This window comes from Hymenobacter cellulosivorans (assembly GCF_022919135.1).
Lineage (GTDB): Bacteria > Bacteroidota > Bacteroidia > Cytophagales > Hymenobacteraceae > Hymenobacter > Hymenobacter cellulosivorans.
The window spans coordinates 2,964,916-2,986,189 of sequence record NZ_CP095049.1 but is presented as its reverse complement, the minus strand read 5'-3'; the positions used below and the strand labels follow the sequence as shown (position 1 = coordinate 2,986,189).

The 21,274-nt window shown below is 60.7% G+C and carries 22 protein-coding genes; 17 read left to right on the top strand and 5 right to left on the bottom strand.

Annotated elements, in window-relative coordinates; all coding sequences use genetic code 11:
• Positions 1–86: 86 nt before the first annotated feature.
• Positions 87–2,222 carry a TonB-dependent receptor family protein gene (locus MUN80_RS12680; protein WP_244724718.1) on the bottom strand — a complete coding sequence of 712 codons (2,136 nt, stop codon included), beginning with the start codon at positions 2,220–2,222 and terminating at the stop codon, positions 87–89.
• Between the two features lie 21 nt (positions 2,223–2,243).
• Here MUN80_RS12680 and MUN80_RS12675 point away from each other — a divergent pair, with 21 nt between their 5' ends.
• The 5 genes from MUN80_RS12675 (at position 2,244) to MUN80_RS12660 (ending at position 5,357) form a co-directional block, all read left to right on the top strand.
• Positions 2,244–3,074, top strand: a complete 831-nt coding sequence (locus MUN80_RS12675; RefSeq protein ID WP_244724716.1) for a hypothetical protein — start codon at positions 2,244–2,246, stop codon at positions 3,072–3,074.
• Between the two features lie 51 nt (positions 3,075–3,125).
• Entirely contained in the window at positions 3,126–3,506 is a 381-nt protein-coding gene (locus MUN80_RS25990; protein WP_262922067.1) for a DUF2490 domain-containing protein, read from the top strand.
• Complete coding sequence (locus MUN80_RS25985) at positions 3,488–3,901, top strand: DUF2490 domain-containing protein (RefSeq protein ID WP_262922075.1); 414 nt, start codon at positions 3,488–3,490, stop codon at positions 3,899–3,901. Before MUN80_RS25990 ends, MUN80_RS25985 begins: the two co-directional genes overlap by 19 nt.
• Before the next feature lie 114 nt (positions 3,902–4,015).
• A complete protein-coding gene (locus MUN80_RS12665) occupies positions 4,016–4,765 on the top strand; it encodes a hypothetical protein (RefSeq protein ID WP_244724715.1) in 750 nt (249 codons plus the stop codon).
• 37 nt (positions 4,766–4,802) lie between these two features.
• Positions 4,803–5,357 carry a hypothetical protein gene (locus MUN80_RS12660; RefSeq protein ID WP_244724713.1) on the top strand — a complete coding sequence of 185 codons (555 nt, stop codon included), beginning with the start codon at positions 4,803–4,805 and terminating at the stop codon, positions 5,355–5,357.
• 239 nt (positions 5,358–5,596) lie between these two features.
• Here MUN80_RS12660 and MUN80_RS12655 read toward each other — a convergent pair whose 3' ends face one another.
• Positions 5,597–6,052 (bottom strand): energy transducer TonB, encoded by a 456-nt coding sequence (locus MUN80_RS12655; protein WP_244724711.1) that lies wholly within the window; start codon positions 6,050–6,052, stop codon positions 5,597–5,599.
• A gap of 187 nt (positions 6,053–6,239) precedes the next feature.
• Here MUN80_RS12655 and MUN80_RS12650 point away from each other — a divergent pair, with 187 nt between their 5' ends.
• The 7 genes from MUN80_RS12650 to MUN80_RS12620 all read left to right on the top strand — a co-directional run bounded on the left by MUN80_RS12650 (position 6,240) and on the right by MUN80_RS12620 (position 11,060).
• The gene (locus MUN80_RS12650) at positions 6,240–6,542 is read left to right on the top strand and encodes a sll1863 family stress response protein (protein WP_244724708.1); all 303 of its coding nucleotides are present in this window, start codon (positions 6,240–6,242) and stop codon (positions 6,540–6,542) included.
• A 10-nt stretch (positions 6,543–6,552) separates the two neighbouring features.
• The gene (locus MUN80_RS12645; protein WP_244724705.1) at positions 6,553–6,864 is read left to right on the top strand and encodes an outer membrane protein assembly factor BamE; all 312 of its coding nucleotides are present in this window, start codon (positions 6,553–6,555) and stop codon (positions 6,862–6,864) included.
• A gap of 271 nt (positions 6,865–7,135) precedes the next feature.
• Positions 7,136–8,071: an alpha/beta fold hydrolase gene (locus MUN80_RS12640; protein WP_244724702.1), complete on the top strand. Its 936-nt coding sequence runs from the start codon at positions 7,136–7,138 to the stop codon at positions 8,069–8,071.
• 98 nt (positions 8,072–8,169) lie between these two features.
• Positions 8,170–8,757 (top strand): DUF7010 family protein, encoded by a 588-nt coding sequence (locus MUN80_RS12635; protein WP_244724698.1) that lies wholly within the window; start codon positions 8,170–8,172, stop codon positions 8,755–8,757.
• Positions 8,758–8,793: 36 nt separating this feature from the next.
• Positions 8,794–9,885: a sensor histidine kinase gene (locus tag MUN80_RS12630; RefSeq protein WP_244724695.1), complete on the top strand. Its 1,092-nt coding sequence runs from the start codon at positions 8,794–8,796 to the stop codon at positions 9,883–9,885.
• 52 nt (positions 9,886–9,937) lie between these two features.
• Positions 9,938–10,678, top strand: coding sequence for a LytR/AlgR family response regulator transcription factor (locus MUN80_RS12625; RefSeq protein WP_244724883.1), 741 nt, complete (start codon positions 9,938–9,940; stop codon positions 10,676–10,678).
• A gap of 121 nt (positions 10,679–10,799) precedes the next feature.
• Complete coding sequence (locus MUN80_RS12620) at positions 10,800–11,060, top strand: hypothetical protein (protein WP_244724692.1); 261 nt, start codon at positions 10,800–10,802, stop codon at positions 11,058–11,060.
• A 78-nt stretch (positions 11,061–11,138) separates the two neighbouring features.
• Here MUN80_RS12620 and paaN read toward each other — a convergent pair whose 3' ends face one another.
• On the bottom strand, positions 11,139–12,818 hold the full coding sequence (gene paaN / locus MUN80_RS12615; protein WP_244724690.1) for a phenylacetic acid degradation protein PaaN: 1,680 nt from the start codon (positions 12,816–12,818) through the stop codon (positions 11,139–11,141).
• A gap of 140 nt (positions 12,819–12,958) precedes the next feature.
• Here paaN and MUN80_RS12610 point away from each other — a divergent pair, with 140 nt between their 5' ends.
• From MUN80_RS12610 to tssD (MUN80_RS12590), 5 genes are all read left to right on the top strand, one after another.
• Complete coding sequence (locus MUN80_RS12610) at positions 12,959–15,766, top strand: S8 family peptidase (RefSeq protein ID WP_244724688.1); 2,808 nt, start codon at positions 12,959–12,961, stop codon at positions 15,764–15,766.
• 338 nt (positions 15,767–16,104) lie between these two features.
• Positions 16,105–17,550: a type VI secretion system tube protein TssD gene (tssD, locus tag MUN80_RS12605; RefSeq protein ID WP_244724685.1), complete on the top strand. Its 1,446-nt coding sequence runs from the start codon at positions 16,105–16,107 to the stop codon at positions 17,548–17,550.
• A gap of 5 nt (positions 17,551–17,555) precedes the next feature.
• The gene (locus tag MUN80_RS12600) at positions 17,556–18,584 is read left to right on the top strand and encodes an ankyrin repeat domain-containing protein (protein WP_244724682.1); all 1,029 of its coding nucleotides are present in this window, start codon (positions 17,556–17,558) and stop codon (positions 18,582–18,584) included.
• 88 nt (positions 18,585–18,672) lie between these two features.
• On the top strand, positions 18,673–19,065 hold the full coding sequence (gene tssD / locus MUN80_RS12595; RefSeq protein WP_244724680.1) for a type VI secretion system tube protein TssD: 393 nt from the start codon (positions 18,673–18,675) through the stop codon (positions 19,063–19,065).
• Positions 19,066–19,098: 33 nt separating this feature from the next.
• Positions 19,099–19,503 (top strand): type VI secretion system tube protein TssD, encoded by a 405-nt coding sequence (tssD, locus tag MUN80_RS12590; protein ID WP_244724677.1) that lies wholly within the window; start codon positions 19,099–19,101, stop codon positions 19,501–19,503.
• A 97-nt stretch (positions 19,504–19,600) separates the two neighbouring features.
• Here the strand turns inward: tssD (MUN80_RS12590) and MUN80_RS12585 are convergent, their stop codons facing one another.
• Both MUN80_RS12585 and MUN80_RS12580 read right to left on the bottom strand, forming a co-directional pair.
• Positions 19,601–19,978 carry a hypothetical protein gene (locus MUN80_RS12585; protein WP_244724674.1) on the bottom strand — a complete coding sequence of 126 codons (378 nt, stop codon included), beginning with the start codon at positions 19,976–19,978 and terminating at the stop codon, positions 19,601–19,603.
• 5 nt (positions 19,979–19,983) lie between these two features.
• Positions 19,984–21,117, bottom strand: coding sequence for a hypothetical protein (locus MUN80_RS12580; protein ID WP_244724671.1), 1,134 nt, complete (start codon positions 21,115–21,117; stop codon positions 19,984–19,986).
• Positions 21,118–21,274 lie beyond the last annotated feature (157 nt).

Genomic DNA, 21,274 nt, shown 5'->3' with positions numbered 1-21,274 from the left:
CCCGCTACGCTCCTACGCCAATGAGCCGCCGACCAACCCGCCTGCCTTTCCCGACGGAGCCGGACACCACCCCGACGAAGCCGCCGCTACCAACGCCAGCCGATGGTGGTACCGCCGTAGAAATTGCGGCCCGGAGCGGGCTGGTAGTAACGGCCCCCGAAGGCGTTCAGGTCGTTGCCGAGGCTGTAGCGCCGGTCCGTAGCATTTTCGACGCCGGCAAAAACGTCCAGCTCCAGATGGGCAAGTAGCGTTTGGCGCCAGCCGGCCCGGGCCGCAAAGGTCCAGTAGCCGGGCGCGTAGGCGGTGTTGGCATCGTTCAGGGGCAGGCGGGCCTGGTGGCTGAGCGTGGGGCTGAGGTAAAAGCCCAGCGCGGTGCCCGCGTCGAGGCCGGCACTGAGCGTGTGGGGCGCCGTGCCGGTGAGGCGGTTGCCGCTGAAGTTATCGGTGTTTTGCTGGTAGTCGTCGAAGCGGAAGTGGTTGTAGGCGTAGCTGGCCCAGGCCCGCAGCCCGTTGGTGAGTGTGCCGGGGCTGGGCAACGCTTGCGTAGTGTTGTCGGGCTGCCAAAGCCAGCCACTCACGGCTGCCTCGATACCGCGCTGCCGGGTCGAGCCGGAGTTGGCAAACAGCTGGGCGCCCAGCTCGTTGGTGCGCGTCACGATGGTCTGGTTCAGGCCAAAGTCGAAGGCGGCCACGTCGAACACGAGCCGCTCGCCCAGGGCCTTGCCCCGGAAGCCTAGTTCGTAGCTCGTGCCCCGCTCGGCTTGCAAACCGGTGTTGAGACTGCCATCGGAAGGCCGGATTTCCTCCTCGGTGGGCGGCGAAAACCCGCTGCTCACGCTGGCATAGGCCGAAATCAGGGGCGTAATTTCCTTGAGCAAAGCTACCCGGGGCGAGAGTTCGGGCCGGAAGCGGCGCTCCACTTCGTAGCCGGCGGGGTTGATGGTGCCGCCGGCCACGCGGGTAATGTCGTAGGTCAGACGGTTGTAGCTGGCCCCCACGGTAGCCAGCAGGCCGGCGGGCAGCTCCAGCTCGGCCTGGGCAAAGGCAAAGCCCGTGTTGGTGCGAATGTCGTCGTCGTAGCGCAGGGCGCCGGTGCTGCCAGCACGGTTTGTGTAGTTGCGGGCATTCTCCTGGCTGCTCTGCCACTCCCCACCCCCACTCAGGCGCAGCAGGCGACCGGCTACGACGGCCCGGTAGGTGAAGGCCGTGCGCCCGCCCCAACCCACGGCCGTGTTGCGCTCATAATCTACCAGATACGGAGTGCGAATGACGGTGCCGGTGGTGTAGAGCGTGGTTTTGTTGGTGAAGGCCGGCGTGAAGCGGTACTCGTGGGAGATGCCCAGCAAGGCCGTGCGCGAGGCGTAGGCCGCCTGCTGTTCTACCGTGCCGGGACTGGTAACGACGCCGGCATTGTTGACGGTGCGGGGCCGGGCCTGCCGGGGGTTCTGGTCAAACTGGGCCCGGGTGAGGCCGCCGGGCAGCTGGTAGCTCAGGTCGGTGTAGAGCAGGTGGGCGGCCAGGGTTTGCTTCTCGGACGTGCGCAGCTCCCCGTCGAGGGTGAGTACGTCGCGCAGGGAGGCGCTGTTTTCGCGGTAGCCGTCCAGGCTCTGGTGCACGTACTGGGCCCGCAGCGCACCGGTAGCCGAGCCGGTTTCGGCGGCTACGGAGTAGCGTCGCAAGCCAAAGCTGCCCGCCGTGAAGCCCACTTGAGCCCGGGACTCGCCGGGCGCGGCCTGCCGGTTTGAGAGCAAAATAGCCCCGCCCGTGCCGGCTCCGTACACGCTGGCGGCCGGGCCTTTGATAACCTCGATACGCCCGATGGTGGCCGGGTCGAGCAGGTTGAAGGGCGTGCTGCCGCTGGCTTCGGTGAAGGGAATATCGTTGTAGTACACCTTCACGTTGCGCACCCCAAACGGGGAACGGAGCGTGCTGCCCCGCACGCTGATCCGGTAGCTGGCCGTGGCCCGCTCCTCCAGCCGCACGCCCGGCAGGGTATTGACGGCCGCCGCCAACGAAGCCTGGCTAAACCGCTCGATGCCCGCAGCATCCAGCACGCTCACGCCACCGGCGGTACGCCGCAAGGGCAGGTTGGTACCGTAGCCTACCACCGTAGCTTCGGGCAGCTTCACCACGCGGGTAGTATCGGGAGTATCGGGGGTTTGGGCCCGGGCTGCTACAGTCAGCAAACTCAGGGGACAAAGCAGTAAGAATCGGGGAAGCATACGCACAGGGCAAGTCAGTGCTTGTGCAAACGGGAAAGCAGGCGGGATGTTTGCCGCGTTTGTTCGCGGCGGCGGGTATCTTGGTTTCGAAATCCGCTGCGTTGTTCTATTTTACCTACCACATTTTCTATGTACGCCCTGCGCCGCCACCGTCGTCAGCTGCTGTTTCCGCCGGGCCTGCTGGCGCTGGCGTTTCTGTTATTATTGGGCTGCTGGGTGGTGGGGCGGCAGGCAGAGTGGCTGAAGCAGCACTACGTGTTGGAGGTAACAGCCATGCCTCTGGCAGCTGACCAGGCGCTTTCCAACTTAGCGCCGGAACTTTATCAAACGCCCGCGGAGCTGGAGAACTTCCGTCCCTGGCAAACGGTGCACTTAACCGGCAACGCGCAGCAAGATGCTTTGGCGACGAGTAGGGCCAAGTATATTGCCCGGCAATTACGCGCCGCCCCTGACCAGGATCAAGGGCTACGGATTCGCTTTGCAGACGCTACCGACTACAAGAGTCTGGTGCAGCTGATTGATTATATCCGCGTGCTTGGCTTGCAGAAATACTTCTTGGATAGTCGCCAAGGTATGGTTACGCTCTACGCTTTTACCAGCAAGCCCCAACTTGGCACCTACTACAGCCATGATTTGAAATTTGTACCGTTCTCTCCGGGCCCATGCCTGCTGCCGGAAGCCCCTGCCCCTTTCTGGTCCTGGCTAGGCGACTACCTAAGCAAGCTGTTTAGCCCGGACACCTACCAACCTCTGCTCCTCCCCGACTGGCGTCACTCACTATACCTACTGCTTTTGCTAGGGCTAATTTCGTTTGGCCGGCTTTTCCGGCAATGGCGGCAGGCTCAAGAATGATTTGACGCAGATTATTCCTAACCTGAACTGCAAACCTGTCGTCTAACGGGTATGTCTTTTCTCAAGCCCGGCGCGGCATTTCTACTTTGCTGGGGCTCTTTCGCCGCCTTCGGGCAAGCCAACCGGATCCAGGACCGCAACAGCATCGGCTGGTACGTCTACGAGGGCGACCATCAACTCAGTAAGCGCTGGACGCTGCACACCGAGTACCAATGGCGGCGCACCGAGTTTCTGACCAAGCCCCAGCAGCAGCTGGCTCGCCTGGGCGCGGCCTACCAGCTCCTACCCCGCCTGAGTGTGGCTGCCGGCTATACCAACCTGATAACCCAGCCCTACGGCGACTTTCCCACCGCCGATACCGGCGTGCCCTTCCCGAGCACCGCAGTTACCAGGATGTCCAGCTCAGCGACACCCTGGGCCATGTCGGACTAGAGCAGCGCCTGCGGCTGGAGCAGCGCTGGCAGGGCCAACTAGCCCAGGGCCGAGGCCGGGCCGTGCAAAGCTGGGAGTACCAGAACCGCATCCGCTACCAGCTGGCGCTTACGCTGCCGCTGCAAGGCCCGCGCCTGGAAGCCGGCGAATGGTACCTGACGGGCTTCGACGAGGTATTTCTGAGCTTTGGGCGCAACGTAAGCAAGGTCTTCAACCAGAATCGGCTGGCTGGGGGCCTGGGCTTTCAGGTGCAGGACAATTTTCGCCTCGAAGCCGTCTACCTCCATCAGATAACCCAGCACGCGGAGGACGAGCCGATTTCGGGCTTGCCGGTGGTTGAGTTCAACCACGGGTTTCGGTTGGGGGTGAACTACAACCTGAGCTTGATGAAGTAGCTTATGGGGGAACCATGCGCCGCCAATCATCCATTGATTGGGACAAGCGCACCGGACTAGGACCATGTATTATTTGTTAAAATAGGCCGTTACCGACCTATCAACCCTGCTATCATGATGCTCTACCTTGCCCGTCGCCACCGTCGGCCCCTGCTGTTTCCGCCGGGCTTGCTGGCGCTGGGGTTTCTACTGTTGGTGGGGTGTCTGGCTGTACGGCCCTGGTATGAGCTGCTGAAAACGCGGTACGTGATGCAGCTAACGCTTCCTCCCAAGCCAGTATCCGATGCTATTATTCCCAGGCATGATGAGCCTGAAAAGTCTTCTCCCGTAATTCCTGAAGCAGGATTACGATATTATTCCCAACTAGCCCACTTCCGGTCCTGGCAGGACTTTGCCTTGACCGGAGTGGCCGAACAGGATGTGGCCACTGCACAAAAAGCACGACAGGCTTTTGAAGCTATGCAACTAGACTCATTGCAAGCCCATGGTATTCGCATCCGTTTTGAAAACCGCTCCACCTACGCTAGTATGATTCGAATGCTGGATTGGGCCAATGCCGCTACACCCAAGTATTTGGTCGACTTTCACCACGAGCCAACCACTTTATATGCTTTTACGGAAGCCTACCGGCCACCTAATAGCTCGGGCTTGGAACTACCCGAATTTTGCCTTTGCAACGATGTACTATATGACCATCCTTCACCAGCTTCCTTCGAAACCCAGATGCAAAACTGGTTTACGCGCTGGCAGCAAGCCTGGCAGGAAGCCTTCTTCTCTTCTGCTTGGCAATTACCGATACTCTTCTTGTGGGGAATTATAGCCGTAAACTGCTGGAAAATGGCGCGGCAGTGGCACACTGCGTAGCTTTTGCGTGTTTTGTAGTCTGACCTAGCTGTACTGCATGCCCGCCCTTTCCCCCGACCTGCGCAAAGCCCTTTTCAACTTACCCCAAAAGGAAAAAGACCAGCTCCTGGCCCGCCTCGTGGCCCAGGATGCGGTCCTGACCGAGCAGCTGGCCTTTCGACTGCTCGAAGGCCCCGACGCGCTGGAGGACCGCCGCGCCCAGCTCCGCACCCAGATTGACGACCCGGTGCGCGGCTACCATCAAACCCCCAACGACCTGCTAGTCATCGTGCGCCAGCTCCAGGCCCGCATCGGCTACCACGCCAAGATTACCGAGGACACCTTCGGCGAGGTGGAGCTGACCTTGCGCCTACTCAACCGGGTTTTTGAGCACCAGCCCCAGTTGGTAAACAAGCTGCACGGCCCCACCCAGCCCCTGCTTCAGCACCTGGCCAAGCGCACCTACGACGCGTTGCGCCAAACCGAGAAGCTCCACGCCGACTACCACCTGGAACTCAGCACCGCCATTCAGGAACTGCTCCAGCGCCTGTGGCAATCCGGTGCGGCCCCCCTGGCCCGGGAGCTGGGCGTCCCGAAGGAGTTTAGTTGCTAGTTGTTTGTTGTCAGTAGTTAGGTTCTCGGCTGTCATCCTGAATGGCGCGAAGCAGCGTGAAGGACCTTGCTCACCGACCCCACTGCCGTTTCTACCAACGCGAAAAGCCCTTTACTTCACTTGAAATAAAGGGCTTTCTGGGAAAAGGCAGTGTCTACCTTCGCAGAGAACGGATGGCTTCGCTTCGCTTGCAATGACAGACGAAAGCTCACCATCTCCCTGTTTCGCCAGCTCACCTCCTACTCCAGGGCCCGGAAGACGATGGGCAGGGTGTAGGCAACTTTTACCGGCTGGCCGCCAATCTTGCCGGGGTTCCACCAGGGCATGATGCGCACCAGTCGCAGGGCTTCCTCGTCGAGGCCGAAACCCAGGCCCTTGACCACTTTGGGGTCGAGGATGTGGCCCTGCTCATCGACTACGAAGCTTACGTGGACTTTACCCGAGGTGCCGTGATTGAGGGCAGTCGTCGGATATTGAATCTTGGCCCGCAAAAACTTGGTAAAAGCTGCTTCGCCGCCCGGAAAGCTGGGCATTTCCTCGGCCGTATGATAGATAACCGGTACTGCCGGGGCCGAACTGCTCGCCGCGCTAGGGGCCGTACCACTATCCGTGAGGGCGGCCGTGAGCTGACTTTGGGCTATGGCAGGCCCCACTGGCAGCAGGATCCATAAAAATAGCGGTAGAAAACGTAGCATAGCGAAAGGTTATCAAGCAGACAGACAAAGCTATGCGTTGAAAAAAGCTTCGCGGTGAAGCCTTCGTTACGCTTGTGTTGTGCTTGTGTTGGTAACATTGGCAGTATCCTTTGCTGGAGAAAATCAGTACAGTATTTCTACCTCCTGCCCGGAGATTTTTCCACGTCGCTGCTTAGCCTTTACCACGATGTCCTACACTCCCTCCCCCGAAAACATGCGCGTGCCCCAGCACCTGAGCGAAACGGAGCTACACCAGGCTCTGGACGAGCTGGACGCCAAAATCAAAACTCTGCGCAACCGCGCCCACGCCACCACCGTCAATTCCGAAAACACCTACCACGAGCACATTGCGGCTCTGGAAGTGAAACGGGCCAAGCTGGCTGACCTTGTAGGCCCTGCCGGCCGCACCGAAGAGCGCCCGACCAGCGCCTGGGACGAGATTCGTCGGGGCATCGACACGCTGCGCGAGGACCTGCGCAACATCATTTAGCCCCGCTCCGATGAGAATCTTCGTTTCCTCAGTGGCCCTGGCAGCCACCCTGCTGACGGGCTGCACGGCCCAGGAGAGCTTTCAGAATGCCGAAAACTGCGTCAAGGTGCAGGTTGGTATGACGGAGCAGCAGGTACGCGGCATTATGGGCCCGCCCACCGGGGAAGACCTGGCCGGCACCAACGGCAAAACCTGGTCTTACCTGTTTGGCAGCGCCACCGACACCCAGCCTATCCGGATTCAGTTTGACGCCAACGGCAAAGTAACTTCCGCTGCCTGTGCCCCGGAGGCCTCCGGCTCGGAGCGCCCCACTGGCAATTAGGCAATAGCACCAAGCTCTGCTTCGCGTAGCGGTGCACGACCAGCAGTGGACTGGCTCACCGATGCGCGAAGCAGAGCTTGGCGCTACTATCCATTACCGCGGCCCCAACTCCCTCATGAGTTGGGGCCGCGGGCGTTTTAGGGCTTGCCATTCGGCCGGGTTAAAGGCAGGTCAGCGGCCCAATTTACCGTTCGCCCAAAAGTTGTTCCGTTCGGCAGCGGGAGGCGCTAGGTTTGATCCATCATTCAACGACAACCTAACTCCTACTCTGATGAACTTCTCCGCCACCCTCCGCCCCATCCTCGCCGCCCTGCTGCTGGCCGCCGCTCCCCTGGCTACGGTTTCCGCCGCTTCTCCGGCCACCGCTGCCGTAGCTGCCGACAACGCCGCTCACCCCAGTTTTACAGTAAAAGTAGTTGGCAAAGGCCAGCCCATGCTGCTGATTCCGGGCCTGACCTGTCCCGGCGCTGTATGGGACGCCACCGTGGCCCACTACCAGAAGCAGTACCAGTGCCACATCGTGTCGCTGGCCGGCTTCGGGGGCCAACCCGCGGCCACCAACACTACTGCTTTCCTGCAAGGTGTGCGTGACCAGCTGCTGGGCTACATCAAAACCCAGAAGCTCAACAAGCCCGTCGTGGTGGGCCACAGCCTGGGCGGCTTTATGGGGTTGTGGCTGAGCACCACCCAGCCCGAGGCCGTAGGCCCGCTGGTTATCGTCGATTCGCTGCCGTTTATGGCAGCTATTCAAAACCCGAACCTGACGGCCGAAGCAGCCAAACCCATGGCCGAAGGCATGCGCCAGCAGATGGGCAAGGGCAAGATGCCGATGCCGGCCCAGCGCCAGATGGTGAGCAGCCTGGTGACGGATACGGCCCGCGTGACGCAGCTGGCCCGCTGGGGGCAGGACTCCGACCCGGCCACCGTGGCCCAGGCCATGTACGACATGATGACCACCGACCTGCGCGCCGACCTAAGCCGCATTCAGCAGCCGGCCCTGGTGCTGGGAGCCTGGGCCGCCTATAAGCAGTACGGCTCAACCAAGGAAAGCACCCGCGCCATCTTCGCCCAGCAGTACGCCAAGCTGCCCCAGCACCGCATCGAAATGTCGGAAGCGGGCCGCCACTTTCTCATGTACGACGACACCCAGTGGTTTCTGGCCCAGACGGACGCCTTTCTGAAGCAGCACGCGGTAGCCCGCAAGTAGGAATATTGGCCGGCGCGGCGCATTTTGGGCCACTGATTTCTGGCATACCGCGCCGGCCACCTGCTTGCCTCATTCTTTCACTCTCCCACTCCTACCCCATGTCTGCTCAACTTAACCTGGACGCGCTGCGCCTGGAGCTCTCGGTAAAGGCCAAAAACGGCCTGGACTTTATTGTAGCGGCCAGCCTGATCTGGTCGGCCATTACCCTGATATTCTGGATGCTGCCTAACAGCCCCGGCCGCAGCGCGTTGTTTACCTTCTGCATGAGCGGGGTAATGCTGCCGATGGCCCTGCTGTTTTCCAAGGTTTTCCGCACCACCTGGACCATCAAGGACAACCCCATTCAGCCCCTGGGCCTATGGCTCAACTTCGCCCAGCTTTTCTACTTCCCGATTCTGGTTTTTATGTATATCAAACACCCCCAATACTTTATCATGACTTATGGTATCATCACCGGGGCTCATTTCTTTCCCTACGCCTGGTTTTATAATACCAAGTCCTTTTCTGTTATGGCCGGCGTAATTGCCCTGGGCTGCCTGGGGCTGGGCACCCGCCTGCCCGTGGAGCAGCTTTACTATATTCCCGGCTTTATCGTGGCGAGCCTGCTGGTGCTGGCCGCCTGGCTCTACCTCGATTACCAGAAAAAGCGCCAGCAGGCTCCGGTGCTGGTAGCTATGGCCGCCTAAGGCGCTGCCCCACAACCACCTCACTCACCGCTGCTTATGCGTCCTTTTACCCGCCGTCGGCTGTACTGGCTGCTGCAAGTCACCTGCTGGGGACTGTACGCGCTGCTGGGCATCACCATCTTCAAAGTGATGGGCCAGCTAACCGTGAACTACGCGCTGGCCCAGCTTTGCATTGTGGGCATCAACATTGGAGCCAGTCACCTGCTGCGGGCCGTTATCCGGCGCGGCGGCTGGCTCCGGCTGTCGGTGCTGGCCGTGGTGCCCCGCCTGCTGGTCGTCAACTTCCTGCTGTCCCTGACGACCCAGGCGCTTATTTCCCTGATTATGATGTTTGTAGTGCACATTTTCACGCCCGCCCAGTTTAGCTGGACGGCGCTGCTGCTCTACACTCTGTACGGCAACTTCGTGTTCTGGCTCTGGGCCGTCCTGTACTTTGGCCTGCACTACCTCGACAGCTACAAACGGGCCGAGGTGGACAAATGGAAGCTGGCGGCGGCCGTGCACGAGGCCGAGATGCGCATGCTCAAGGCCCAGATCAATCCGCACTTCATGTTCAATGGGCTCAACAATATCCGGGCCCTGGTAACGGAAGACCCGGCCCGGGCCCGCGACATGATAACCCACCTGTCGGATTTGCTGCGCTACTCCATTCAGCTCAACAGCACCGAGAAAGTGCCGCTGGTGCGGGAGGTGGAAATCGTGGAGCACTACCTGGCTCTGGAAGCCATGCAGCTGGAAGAACGTCTGACCTACACGCTCGACGTGGCGCCCGAAACCCTGAGCGTACTCATTCCGCCCATGACTCTGCAACTGCTGGTCGAAAACGCCATCAAGCACGGCATTGCGCCCCGCCCCGACGGCGGCCACATCCAGCTGACAGCCCGCCTCAGCGGCCCGCAGTTGCTGATTACGGTGCGTAATACCGGCCAGTATCAGCCCCGGCCGGGCCACGAGGGCGTGGGCCTGCGCAACGCCCGGGAGCGGCTGCAGCTGCTCTTCGGCAAGGCGGCTGGCCTGCAGCTGACCAACGACCCGGCCACGCCCGATACCGTGGTGGCCGAACTGCACCTGCCAGCCGGCCCGTTGTCCCAGTCCGTACCAGCGGCAGCGGCTTTGGTTTCGGCCTAGCCGTTTATCAGACCCATTTCTTACCCCTCCTTTCCCGCCGCCCTTGCCCACTATGAACGCCCTGCTGGTTGATGATTCCCGCCTGGCCCGCACCGAGCTGCGCCACCTGCTTCAGGCCTTCCCCGACATCACGATTGTGGGTGAAGCCCGGCACGCGGCCGAAGCCCGCACCCAGCTCGCCCAGCTCCAGCCCGATTTGCTGTTTCTCGATATTCACATGCCCGGCGAAACCGGCTTCGAGCTGCTGGCCTCCCTGGACGCGGCCCCGCAGGTCATTTTCACGACTGCCTACGACGAGTATGCGCTGCGGGCCTTCGAAGTCAACGCCCTGGATTACCTGCTCAAGCCCATCAGCGAGGCTCGCCTGGCTACGGCGCTTGAGAAGGCCCGGACCCAGCTCCTGACGCCGGCCATAACCACCCCGGCCGCACCCACTGAAGAGCCTGCCCCCACGCCCTTATCGGCCCAGGACCAGGTATTTGTCAAAGATGGGGAGCGGTGCTGGTTTGTGCGTCTCTCCGACATTAAGCTGTTCGAAATTAACGGCAGCTACACTCAAATCTACTTCGAGCAGCACCGCCCCCTGATTCCGCGGACCCTGCAGCACCTGGAGGCCCGCCTCGACCCGAAAGTGTTTTTCCGGGCCAACCGCCAGCAGATTATCAACCTGAAATGGATTGACAGCATTGAGCCCTGGTTTAGCAATACGCTCAAGATCAAGCTGCGCGAAGGGCCGGAAGTGGAGGTGTCGCGCAAGCAGTCGGTGCTGTTTCGGGAGCTGCTGAGCTTATAAGCTGCGCCGTTGGGTGCAAAGCGCCAGCCGCGTGTTACCGTATCTTTTCCTTCTCATTATTAGTATACTAGAGCACCATAATCCAGTCCGGCCGAATGGGCTGTTTTCAAGTGCCTCTCTCATGAAACGACTACTAAACATATGTGCTTTGGCCCTGCTAATGACCGGTGCGGCCTGCTCCCAGGATACGGTCCGGCAAGGGGGCAACCCCAAGAAATACAAAGCCTACAGCGAATCGTCGCGCCGCAATAACGACAAAGCCAAGTTTAAGAAGCGCCGCAGTCCTGGTTTTGGCATCGACTTGAACGCCCGCAACCCCTACAAAACCGGCACCGTCACGGCTCCCAAAGACTACAAGTTTGACAAAAACCCCGGCCGGTAGGTTCTCCCCGACTTTCCCGTTGCTGACTCATAAAAAAAGCCCCGCTGAACGTTCTCAGCGGGGCTTTTTGCTGGCCGGTTATTCTGCCAGGGAAGGTGCCGGCTCCCGGAAGCCGACCCAGGTAAAGCGTTTGATGACGAATTCGGGGTTGGTAAAGGAGGCGTTGCCGGCCGGGTTGCCGCCCGTCACGTGGAAGTCGGAGAAGCCCGCGTTCTGGTTCACGTAGATGCCGCCGGTCAGGTTGAAGCTCACCGGGGTGCCGGCCAAACTCATCTGGTCCATAATCTGCTCTTTTACCTGCTCATCGGTGGTATAGGCCCCGCAGCTGATGGCCCCGTACTCCCGGGCCAGCTGGGCGGCCAGTCGGATACTTTCTTGGGTATCCCGGGTTTTGATAACCAGCATAATTGGCCCGAACAGCTCCTGACTAAACTGCTCGATACGCCCCGCGTCGACTTCGTGAATGCAGGGCGAGCAGGTGCGGGCATTTTCGTAGGCGGGGTGGGCCACCGGGCCGTAGGGCAGAATGCTGCGGCCGCCGTCGAGGGTGAGCTGCTGCACCCGGGCAAAAGTAGCCGGGTTCTGAATAGCACCCAGCACGTGGGGGCCGGCCTTGGGATTGGTAGCCAGGCTGGTGACGGCGGCGGCCAGCTTCTGCACCACGTCTTCGTAGGGCACTAGTTCGTCGCCCACTGCTACCCCGCCGGCCGGAATAAAGAAGTTCTGGGGTGCGGTGCACATTTGCCCCGAGTACAAACTCACCGAAAACGCCAGGTTCTGGGCCACTTTGTCTAGGTCGTCGCAGGAGTCGAGAATGACGGAGTTGACGCCGGTTTTCTCGGTAAAGACAGTTTTGCCCTTCAGGCTCTCGATATACTCGCCAAACTGGGAGCCCCCGGTGTAGTCGATGAGCTTGACGGCGCGGTTTTCGGCCAGATCTACGGCAATGAGCCGGTCGGGAGCATCCACGGCCAGCTGGCAGATATTAGGGTCCAGGTCGTAGGAAGCCAGCACTTTCTGCACCTCAGCCACTACAATGGCCATGGGCAGCACGGCCTTGGGATGGGGCTTGATTAGCACCGGGTTGCCGGTTACGAGGGAGGCAAACATGCCCGGCACCGAGTTCCAGGTCGGGAAGGTAGAGCAGCCGATAACCAGGCCTATACCTTTGGGCACCGCCCGCCAGGTTTTGAGCAAAGCCAGGTTATACTTGCCCATGGGCTTTTCCCAGCGGGTTTCTTCCGGAAAGCGGGTTTGCTCCTCGTAGCCGGCGGCAATAGCTTCGAGGGCGCGGTCGGCGGCGTGGGGGCCGCTGGCCTGAAAGGCCATCATAAACGCCTGCCCGGTGGTGTGCATGGTGGCGTAGGCAATTTCGAAAAACCGGTCCTTGATACCGTCCAGGGCCTCGGTGAGCAGGGCCGCGCGCTGAGCTGGCTTAAGCTTACGCCACGGCTCGAAGCCAGCCTGGGCCCGTTCGACCAGGGTTTGCGGCTCGAAAAACGGGTATTCGATGCCCAACGGCTGCTGCTCGTAGGGTGACTCTTCCTGCCCTACCCATTGCGTGGCCCCGGTTTGGAGCAGCTCACCAAAGCGGCCGTTTCGGTGCTGCTCGAAAGCTGCGCGGCCCAGCCGGTCAGCATCGGGCCCGTAGATTTCGGGGGAAGGATTTTCGGGAAAAGCGGCGAAAAACGTGCGTCCGTGCAGAGCCCGAATGGCGGTATCGATGGTATCCTGGTGTTTTTGGGTGGGCAGCGTCATAAGGACTTGGGAAAGAGAAGGAACGGACGTTGGCGGAGAATTTAGTCGGGTTAGGCAAAAAGTAACGGCCCAAGCTCGGCAAGTACACCTGCTAACGGTTAAATTTACGTACCTAACCGCGAACCGTCGAATCCCTGCGTATGCCCCGACTGCTACATTTTCTCCTGTTTCTGGCTTTGCTAGGTAGTGTACGGACCGGACGGGCCCAGGTAACGGCTACCTTGCCGAACACTTTAGTTTTCAAGCTCAAGCCGGAGTTCAAAGCCCTCGGCACCACCGACCAGATTGCCTTGCCCGCCCTGGAACGGGCCCTGGAACAGGTGGGTGCCACCAAGCTGCGCCAGAAGTTTCCGCGCAGCCTGCCCGCCAGCTCCGAGCTGCCCGGCTCCGTGGATTTGCAGCTGGTGTATCAGGTAAATCTCAAAACCGACGTGCCGGTGGGCAAAGCCTGCCGGACGCTGCTGCAAACCGGCGTGCTGGAGTATGCCGAGCCCCTGAACTTCCGTCCCCCGCTCTATCAGCCCAACGACCCGCTGGCCGACTCAACGAATACCGATGGGCAGTTTTACCTGAAAAACATCCAGGCCTACCGCGCCTGGGACGTGACCCAGGGCGACACGAGCATCGTGATTGGCATCACCGACACGGGCACGCGCTACAGCCACGATGACTTGCGCAATCAGCTCAAAAAAAACTACGCTGACCCTGTCGACGGTATCGACAACGACAACGACGGCTACGTAGACAACTTTCGCGGCTGGGACACGGCCGACAACGACAACGACGCGTCCATCAACATGGCCGTGTTTCAGCCCGTGCACGGCATTCTGGTCAGCGGCTGCGTGGCGGCCCAACCCGACAACGGTGTGGGGCTGGCCGGCGTGGGCTTCAAGTGCAAGTACCTGCCACTCAAGATTTACCCCAACACGACCACCGGCAGCTTTGCCGGCTTCGAGGCCATCGTGTACGCCGCCGACCACGGCTGCCAGGTTATCAATGCCAGCTGGGGCAGTCCGGGCAGCCGTTCGCAGTTTGAGCAGGACGTCATTACCTACGCCGCCGTCAACCGCAACGCGGTAGTAGTGGCTGCCGCCGGCAATACCAACGCCGAGCTGGACTTTTACCCGGCCAGCTACGACCACGTCATTTCGGTGGCAGCCCTGGCTCCGAACGACGAAAAATCGGGCCCAGCTACGTACAGCAACCGCGTGTCGTTGGCCGCGCCCGGCGAAAATATCCTGACCATTCTGGGCAACAACGACAGCGACTATTTTCCGGTGAGCGGCTCCTCATTTGCCTCCCCGCTGGTGGCCGGTGCGGCGGCCCTGGTGCGCAGCCGCTTCCCACAGTTCACCGCCGACCAAGTGGCGGCCCAATTGCGCCAAACTGCCGACGACGTATACTCGCTGCCCGGCAACTCGGGCCTGCGTGGCAAGCTTGGCACGGGCCGCCTCAACGTGCACCACGCCGTGCGCTTTACCGACCGGCGCGAGGCCCGCATTATCAGCACCCAGATGGCTCCCGCCCGCCAGGCCTACCAGCCCAATGACACGCTGCAAGTGGCCATTACGGTGCAAAACCTGCTGCAGCCCGTCAGCGGCCTGACGGTTGCCCTGACGTCGCTCTCGCCTTATGTCAGGGTACGGCAGGGGTCTTTTACGGCCGGCTCATTGGCTACCCTGGCCCAGGCTACCAACTCAGCCGCGCCTTTCCGCCTGGTCGTGGCGGGCAGCGTACCCATCAACACCCGGGCCCAGCTGCGCTACCGCCTCACGGCCGACAACGGTTATCAGACCGAGGAATTTCTGACCTTGATCCTAAACCCCGACTACGTGGTGCTCGACGCCAACGACCTGCACCTGACGCTTACCAGTCGCGGCAATCTGGGCTACGACGGCCTGGGCTCCGATTTGGGGCAGAGCGTGACTTATAAAGGCAGCGCGCCGCTGCTCTACGAGGGCGGGCTAATGGTGGCTACCTCAGCCACGCGCGTAGCCGACCGGGTCCGCAATGAGCGGAACGTGGCCAACCAGGATTTCTACTCCCTGAGCCAGATTCAGTTGAGCCGCCAGCCGCTGCGGGCCACCCAGGAGGCCGTCGGCTTGTTCCAGGATTCGGTGCCCAGCCTCAAGCGCCCTGGCTCGGTCGGTATCCGTATCCAGCAGCGTGGCTACGCCTGGGCCTCTGCTGCCGACCGCGACTACGCCGTAGTGGAATATCACCTGCAGAATATCACAGCCGACACGCTCAAGCCCCTGTATGCCGGGCTATTTATGGATTGGGATGTGCTGCCCGAGGCAGGTCGCAATGCCGCCGCCTGGGACTCGGTCCGGGCCCTGGGCTACGCCTACGACCGGGAAAATCCCACGGTATATGTTGGGGTCAAGCTGCTGAGCGGCGGTGCGCCGACTTGCTATTCCATTAACAATAACGCTGGGGCCGGCACGCCGGTGCGTCTGGGCGACGGATTCAGCAGCGCCGAAAAGTTTTTGACCCTTAGCAACAAAGCCCGGCAAAGCAGCGTCGGAGCCACTGTAGGCACCGATGTGTCGCAGGTGGTGGGCTCGGCCCTGCCCCGCCTGGCTCCCGGCGACTCAGCGGTGGTAGCGTTTGCCGTACTAGGTGCTGCTACCCTGCCGGCCCTGCAGGCCGCGGCCGATGCCGCCCAGCGCCGCTACGCGCTGGTGCTGCCCACCCGAACAGCCGCTCCAGCAGTATCGTGGCAAGCCTATCCGAATCCGGCCCGTACGCAGCTGCGCGTGGAAGTACCAGCCGGGCTGACGCTGCAAACTGTGCGCCTCTTTACCAGTATAGGGCAACCAGTACGGCAGCAGCGCGTGGCGGGTACCCGCACTGAGCTGGACGTGCGCGGATTGCCGGCCGGCATTTATCTGCTGCAGGTGCAAGGCCCTGGCCAGACTCTGTCGCGGCAGATTGTCATTGAGTAACCAAAGCCGTCCGGTGGCTTAGTGCGGGTGTTTGGTAGCTTTCAGCAATGCACTGTGGCCCTGGAAACTCTTTTTTTCGGGAAGCGGCTTGTTGGCGGCCACGAAAAAAGGCGGTTTCGTCTTTTTTCGTGGTTCCGCTACCGTAGTTGTAAGTCAGCCTAAAAATGGTCTTTGGGACCCTGCCAGGGGCTATTTTCAAGGCTGGAAAGCCGGCGCCGGATGAGACTTGGCCGGGGCAGCTGAAATTTTACAACTATATTACCCCCGTTATATAATCAGTACGACTAGGCGCCGCACGTATACCCTGCGGTAGTATCACATCTTCAGAACGCATTGTTATGGCATCATTTCATGCTGAACTGTATATCGATGGGCAGACGTACCCCGTGTTGTGGTGCGCCCTGGAGTTTCGCCAGCAAGTCCAGGAGCGGGGCCGGGTTTCGGCCCGGGTGCGCCAGGGCCCGCTGCTGCTGCTGCTCGATGTACCCCAGGATGACGACACGCTGGTAAGTTGGGCGGCCACGCCCCACAAGGAACTCAGCGGCCACCTGATTTTCTTTGACACCAGTCAGCTCAGTCCCCACGAATCGGTCCACTTCGAAGCCGCCAAGTGCGTGGGCTATCAGGAAAGCTTCGACGTGCTGCGGGGGGAAGACGGCTCGTACACCTGCAGCCTCACCATCACCGCGCCGCAGTTTGTGCTAGGCACCGGCTCGGCCGGCAGCCCGGCAGCCATCAGCAATATGCTGGCCGCAGTAGTGCCGGCCGTGCCCAGCGCGGTCCTGGCAGCCAAGGCCCTGGAGGTTGCCGAAACCAAGGTGGAACGCTACCAGAAACGTCTGCGCCTGCTGCAGTCGGGCCGCAGCAAGCTCACCGATATGGACCAGCTCATTAGCGCAGCGGGCCCGGCCGCCCCCGTCGCGGCTCCGGCTAGCAAGGGCCCGCTGGGCCGCCTGGGCTCTTTGCTGACCGGCAACTCGAACAGCGCCGTAGCCGAAGCCGGCTCCAGCCCCCTCGTAGCCGACCGCAACATTCTGCAAAAGGCCGTCGACCGACTCACGTTTAACAACGTGGCCGTGGAGCGGGCCCGGCTCAGCCAGCATGCCTACCAGTTTACGACTACCGCCGACCCCAACGGCCGGCTGTTGCCCACCTTCACGGAAGAAGTGCCCGAGGGCTGGGCAGCGCTGCAGGTGTGGGACGACAAAAAAACCGGCTTCGCCGCGGCCCTCTACGACAGCAATTTTGAGCAGCCCAACCGCAAGGTACTGGCCTTTAGGGGCACCAACCCTACCGAGTGGGGCGACATCAAAGCCGACTTAACCCAGGCTCTGGGCATACCGACCAAACAATACGACCAGGCCATTGAAGTCGCCCGGGACCTGAAGGAAAAATACGGGGCGGGTCTCGACATCGTACAGGATGCGGGCCTAGATATGACTGGCCACTCGCTCGGCGGCGGGTTGGCGGCAGCCGCCAGCGTGGTTACCGGCTCGAAGGGCTATACCTTTAACGCGGCTGGTCTGCACTCTCGTTCGGTGAAGCCTTTTGGCATTACCAAAGAGGCCATGAAAACCAAAGGGGGCCTTATCGACAACGTGTATTCCAACCGCGACCCGCTCAACGGCCTGCAAAACCACATGGGCGGCCTGATTCCCAAGTCGCTCGGCACGCCGCACGTGCTGGATAAGGCTGGCTACCATCCGATTGGGGCCGTCGTCAACGCTATTGAGGCCGAAAAGGACGCCGACACGGCCACCATTCAGAAATTCACGCGGCCCTGACCCTTATGCCCGGCTGGAAACTCGCGTATCTGCCCCTGCTGGCCCTGGGCTTTTCCTCCGGGCTGCCCGCGGCTTGTTCCCAACCTTCTCAGCATCCGTCTTCCTCTTCGCCCACGATGCCTACCAAGTCTCCCGAAACCTATTTTAAAGCGCCGGAGCTGCCCGCCGCCCAGGCCATTTACCGCGGCGACGCAGCGGCGCTCCGCCAGATAGTTACCAGTCAGCACCTCAACTTGGCGTACAGCACTCCCGATGGTATGACGCTGCTGCTGTTTGCCCTAGCCAACCAGCAGCAGGCCTGCGTGCGCGAGCTGCTGGCCTTGGGAGCCAACCCCAACCAGGTTTCCCTGCTTAATGGCAAGGAGCCGGTACAGCCCGTGGCCCTGGTGGCGGGCAGTGAAAATCCGACGCTGCTCAAGACGTTGCTCGACGCCCACGGTGACCCCAACAGCAAAATGGACGGCGAGGCCGCCTTGTTTCATGCCATTCAGGGCCGGCGCTTCGAAGCGCTGCACTTGCTGGCCGAGCACGGTGCCGACCTCAACGTGGTCAATAAGATGGGGAACACGCCGATGAAGCTACTGGCCACATTCAACCAGTTTGAACAGGTGGCGTACCTGATTGAGCGCGGCGCCGACTTCCGCAAACCCTCGCATTCGGGCAGCACGGTGGCCTTTATCGTGCAGGATCAACAGGTTGGCGACGAGAACAGCGAAGCCTATAAGTGGCAGCAAAAGGTGCGCCGGATGCTGGAGGAGCGCGGTGTGCAGTTTCCGGTGCCCAACCCGGCCGATGCCAACGCCCGGCAGCGCGCCGCCGTAGATACCTACCGCCAGCAGTGGCTGAAAACCGAAGAAGGTCGCCGCTGGAAAGCCCGAATTACGGCGGCTCCTAATAGCACCGAAAGCTTCCGGGTGCGCCTCGAAGCCCAGGATGCCTTCCGGACGTGGCTCAAAGCCCAACTCCCCGCCGACAGTCCCGCGCTGCAGTATGAGTTGAGCCCAGCCCAGGCGGGCGGTATCGAGGGCTTTTAGATAGAGCCGGGCACGTTATTTACCTGCTTTTATTCCATAGTTGTTACACCCGGAAGCAGCCCATCAGCTTCCAAATTCCTTTCTGCTTATGTCTTTTCACGCTGAATTAAACCTGGAAGGCCGCACCTACAACGTGCGCCGCTTTGGCTGGTCCATTGGGCAGTCTACCGACTCCGTGGGCCGCCCCGAAGCCAAGGTGCACGGGGGCCGGCTGCAAGTGGAGCTCGACTCCCAGCCCGACGACCTGATTCACCACTGGGCTCTCGACGACACGAAGAAGATGAGCGGCTCAATCAGCATCTTTCACTCCGATGTGCGGGCCGTGCGCAAAACCATTGCTTTTGAGGATGCTTTCTGCGTGGGGCTGCGCAAGGAGTTCAGCGCCGCCAAATCGTCGCAGAATATGACCATGAGCCTGTCTTTATCCGCCAACCGCTTGACGATTGGCTCGGTTGAAATCGACAACAAATGGCCCATGTAGGCCTTACTTTCGCCTTTTCAACCTAATTCTGCTATGGCTTCTTTTCAAAGTGCTCTGCTGCTGGACGGCAATGTGTTCCCGATTGAGAACTGCAGCTACGAATTCACCCAGCGCGCCGACGACCGGGGCCGGGCCGCGGCGAAGGTGCGCAGCGGCCTTATCTCGCTCAGCCTCGTGGTACCCGATAGCGAAGCCCTGATTGCCTGGGCCGCTGACCCGGAGAAAAAGCTGAGCGGCGCTATCCTTTTCAATGGCATCGACCAACCCCTGGCCCACGAGGAGCTGACTTTCGAAGAAGGCCTGTGCGTGGCCTACGAGGAAATTTTCGGCTCCGATGACGATGCCCCGGCGGCTTATTACTGCACTCTGCAGATTGCCGCCGCCAAGCTGGCCCTGGGCACCGCCACAAAAGACAGCAACTGGGAGCTGACCCGCTAGGCACTACTCTCAGCCCGCGGCTCTTACCCGTACTGCCCTTGCTTCAGCGGAGCCTGACGGGCAGTAGAGTTATTCAGCCGTAAGTTACAGGCAGCTTTTAGCGCTGCAGAATCTTGGCCGGCACCGGGAAGGGCGGCTCCTGCCAGCCATTGCTGGGAGCGTCAGTAATACTGTCGGGAATGGGTACGGAGAAGTACACGGCGTGCCAATCAGGGCTGGTGCTGTCGTACTTAATCAGGTACCGGGCATTGTCTCGCTGCATCTGCGGGAGTTCGTCTTCGCCGCCGGTATAGCTCTTCCCGGCCACCGAAAAGGAATAGTCGATTTGCCGCCCGCTTTTCACGGCCCAGTGCGCCCCATCAATGTAGCCGATAGTGTATTTGCCTTTGGCATGCACTTCGTCGGCTCGTTGGAAATAGTAGTAAATCAGGGCACCGAAAGCTAACAAGAGAAAAACGGGCAGGTTTTTCCACATAGATTTTACCGTTTCGTTCGGGGAGCGGGTTTGGCCGGCTCTTCCTTTTTGAGGGCGTCCTCAATGATATTGCTCAGCCCCTCTCCCACCGACTTACTGGCCTCAATACCATAATCCATGTATTTGAGCAGCATTACGTTGTGCTGGTAAAGCCACTTTTTGTTGGCATCCTTGGTCCTGACAGCCGCCGAAGCATAAGAGCCGCGCACGGGTGCCAGGCGGGCCGAGAGCTTGCCGGTAGCGTAGTCGGCCCCGACGCCAATTGCGACTTTCTGCAAGTAGTTGATAACCCCGCCGATGGTATGATAGTCAGCCATTTCGCCTTTCAACCCCCGCTCGGCAATACTGACTTTCACCTCGTAGAAAGCGCCCACCGTGTTGTTGCGCAGGGAGCTGAGCATACCGCCGCCGGGCAGCCCGGCCATAAACATAGAGGTCAGATTGACTTCCTCCAGTGCATCGCGCCAATTCAGGTCGTGCGCCATAAGTCCGCCGGCAAACTGGGTGGTGCCATCAACGACCATGCGGCCGGCTACAGCCCGCACACCGGTTCCCAAAATTCCACCGGTCCCGCCGGTCATGAGGGTGGTAGCCGTGAAGAGCGTGGCCCTTTCCGCGTGCTTGCCAAACACGCCGGTTGCGCTGGCGGTACTTTGAATCTGGGTTTTGGCCGAAATGTAGCCCGCAGGCACAAAATTTACATGACGTCCGTTCTGGGGATTAAACACGGAAAACTCCCGGGTTCCCCACCCGTCGATAACTCGGCTGAAGACCCACAGCTCCCGCACTTTCTTCCGCTCCCAGCCTGTAGCTCCACTGGCGTCTGCGGTCATCTCCCAGCCCCGGTTTTTGCGAGGGTCGTATTCGGCGTACGGCACAGCTTTGATTTTGCTGACGATGGTGGCCGTGTTTTGGGCCGTTAGCAGCGCGGCCTGGCGCGTTCTTTGGTTTTGGCGGTTCACAGCTGCCGTTTGGTGTACCGATTGGGGCTGCGGACCGGGCCGGGGGCCAGTTTGGTGCGCCTGCTGCACAGCTCCGGGCCGGGGCCGCCGACTTAAGGGGGTTTGGTGGCCGGTATTGGCCAAGGAAGACACGGTATTGGCACGGGGCCGTTGACCATCCTGAAAACCTGGATTCATAGCAGTATTATTCGTTTAACGCAGTAATAATCTAAGCAAAAAGCTGGCTACAACCCGGGCTACTCGGGAAAAATTATTCCTGTATAGCAGAGCTTTCGACCGCAAGCTAAGCTAATTACGTAACGTCAGTTCATTTATTCGGTTACTTTTACGCCGG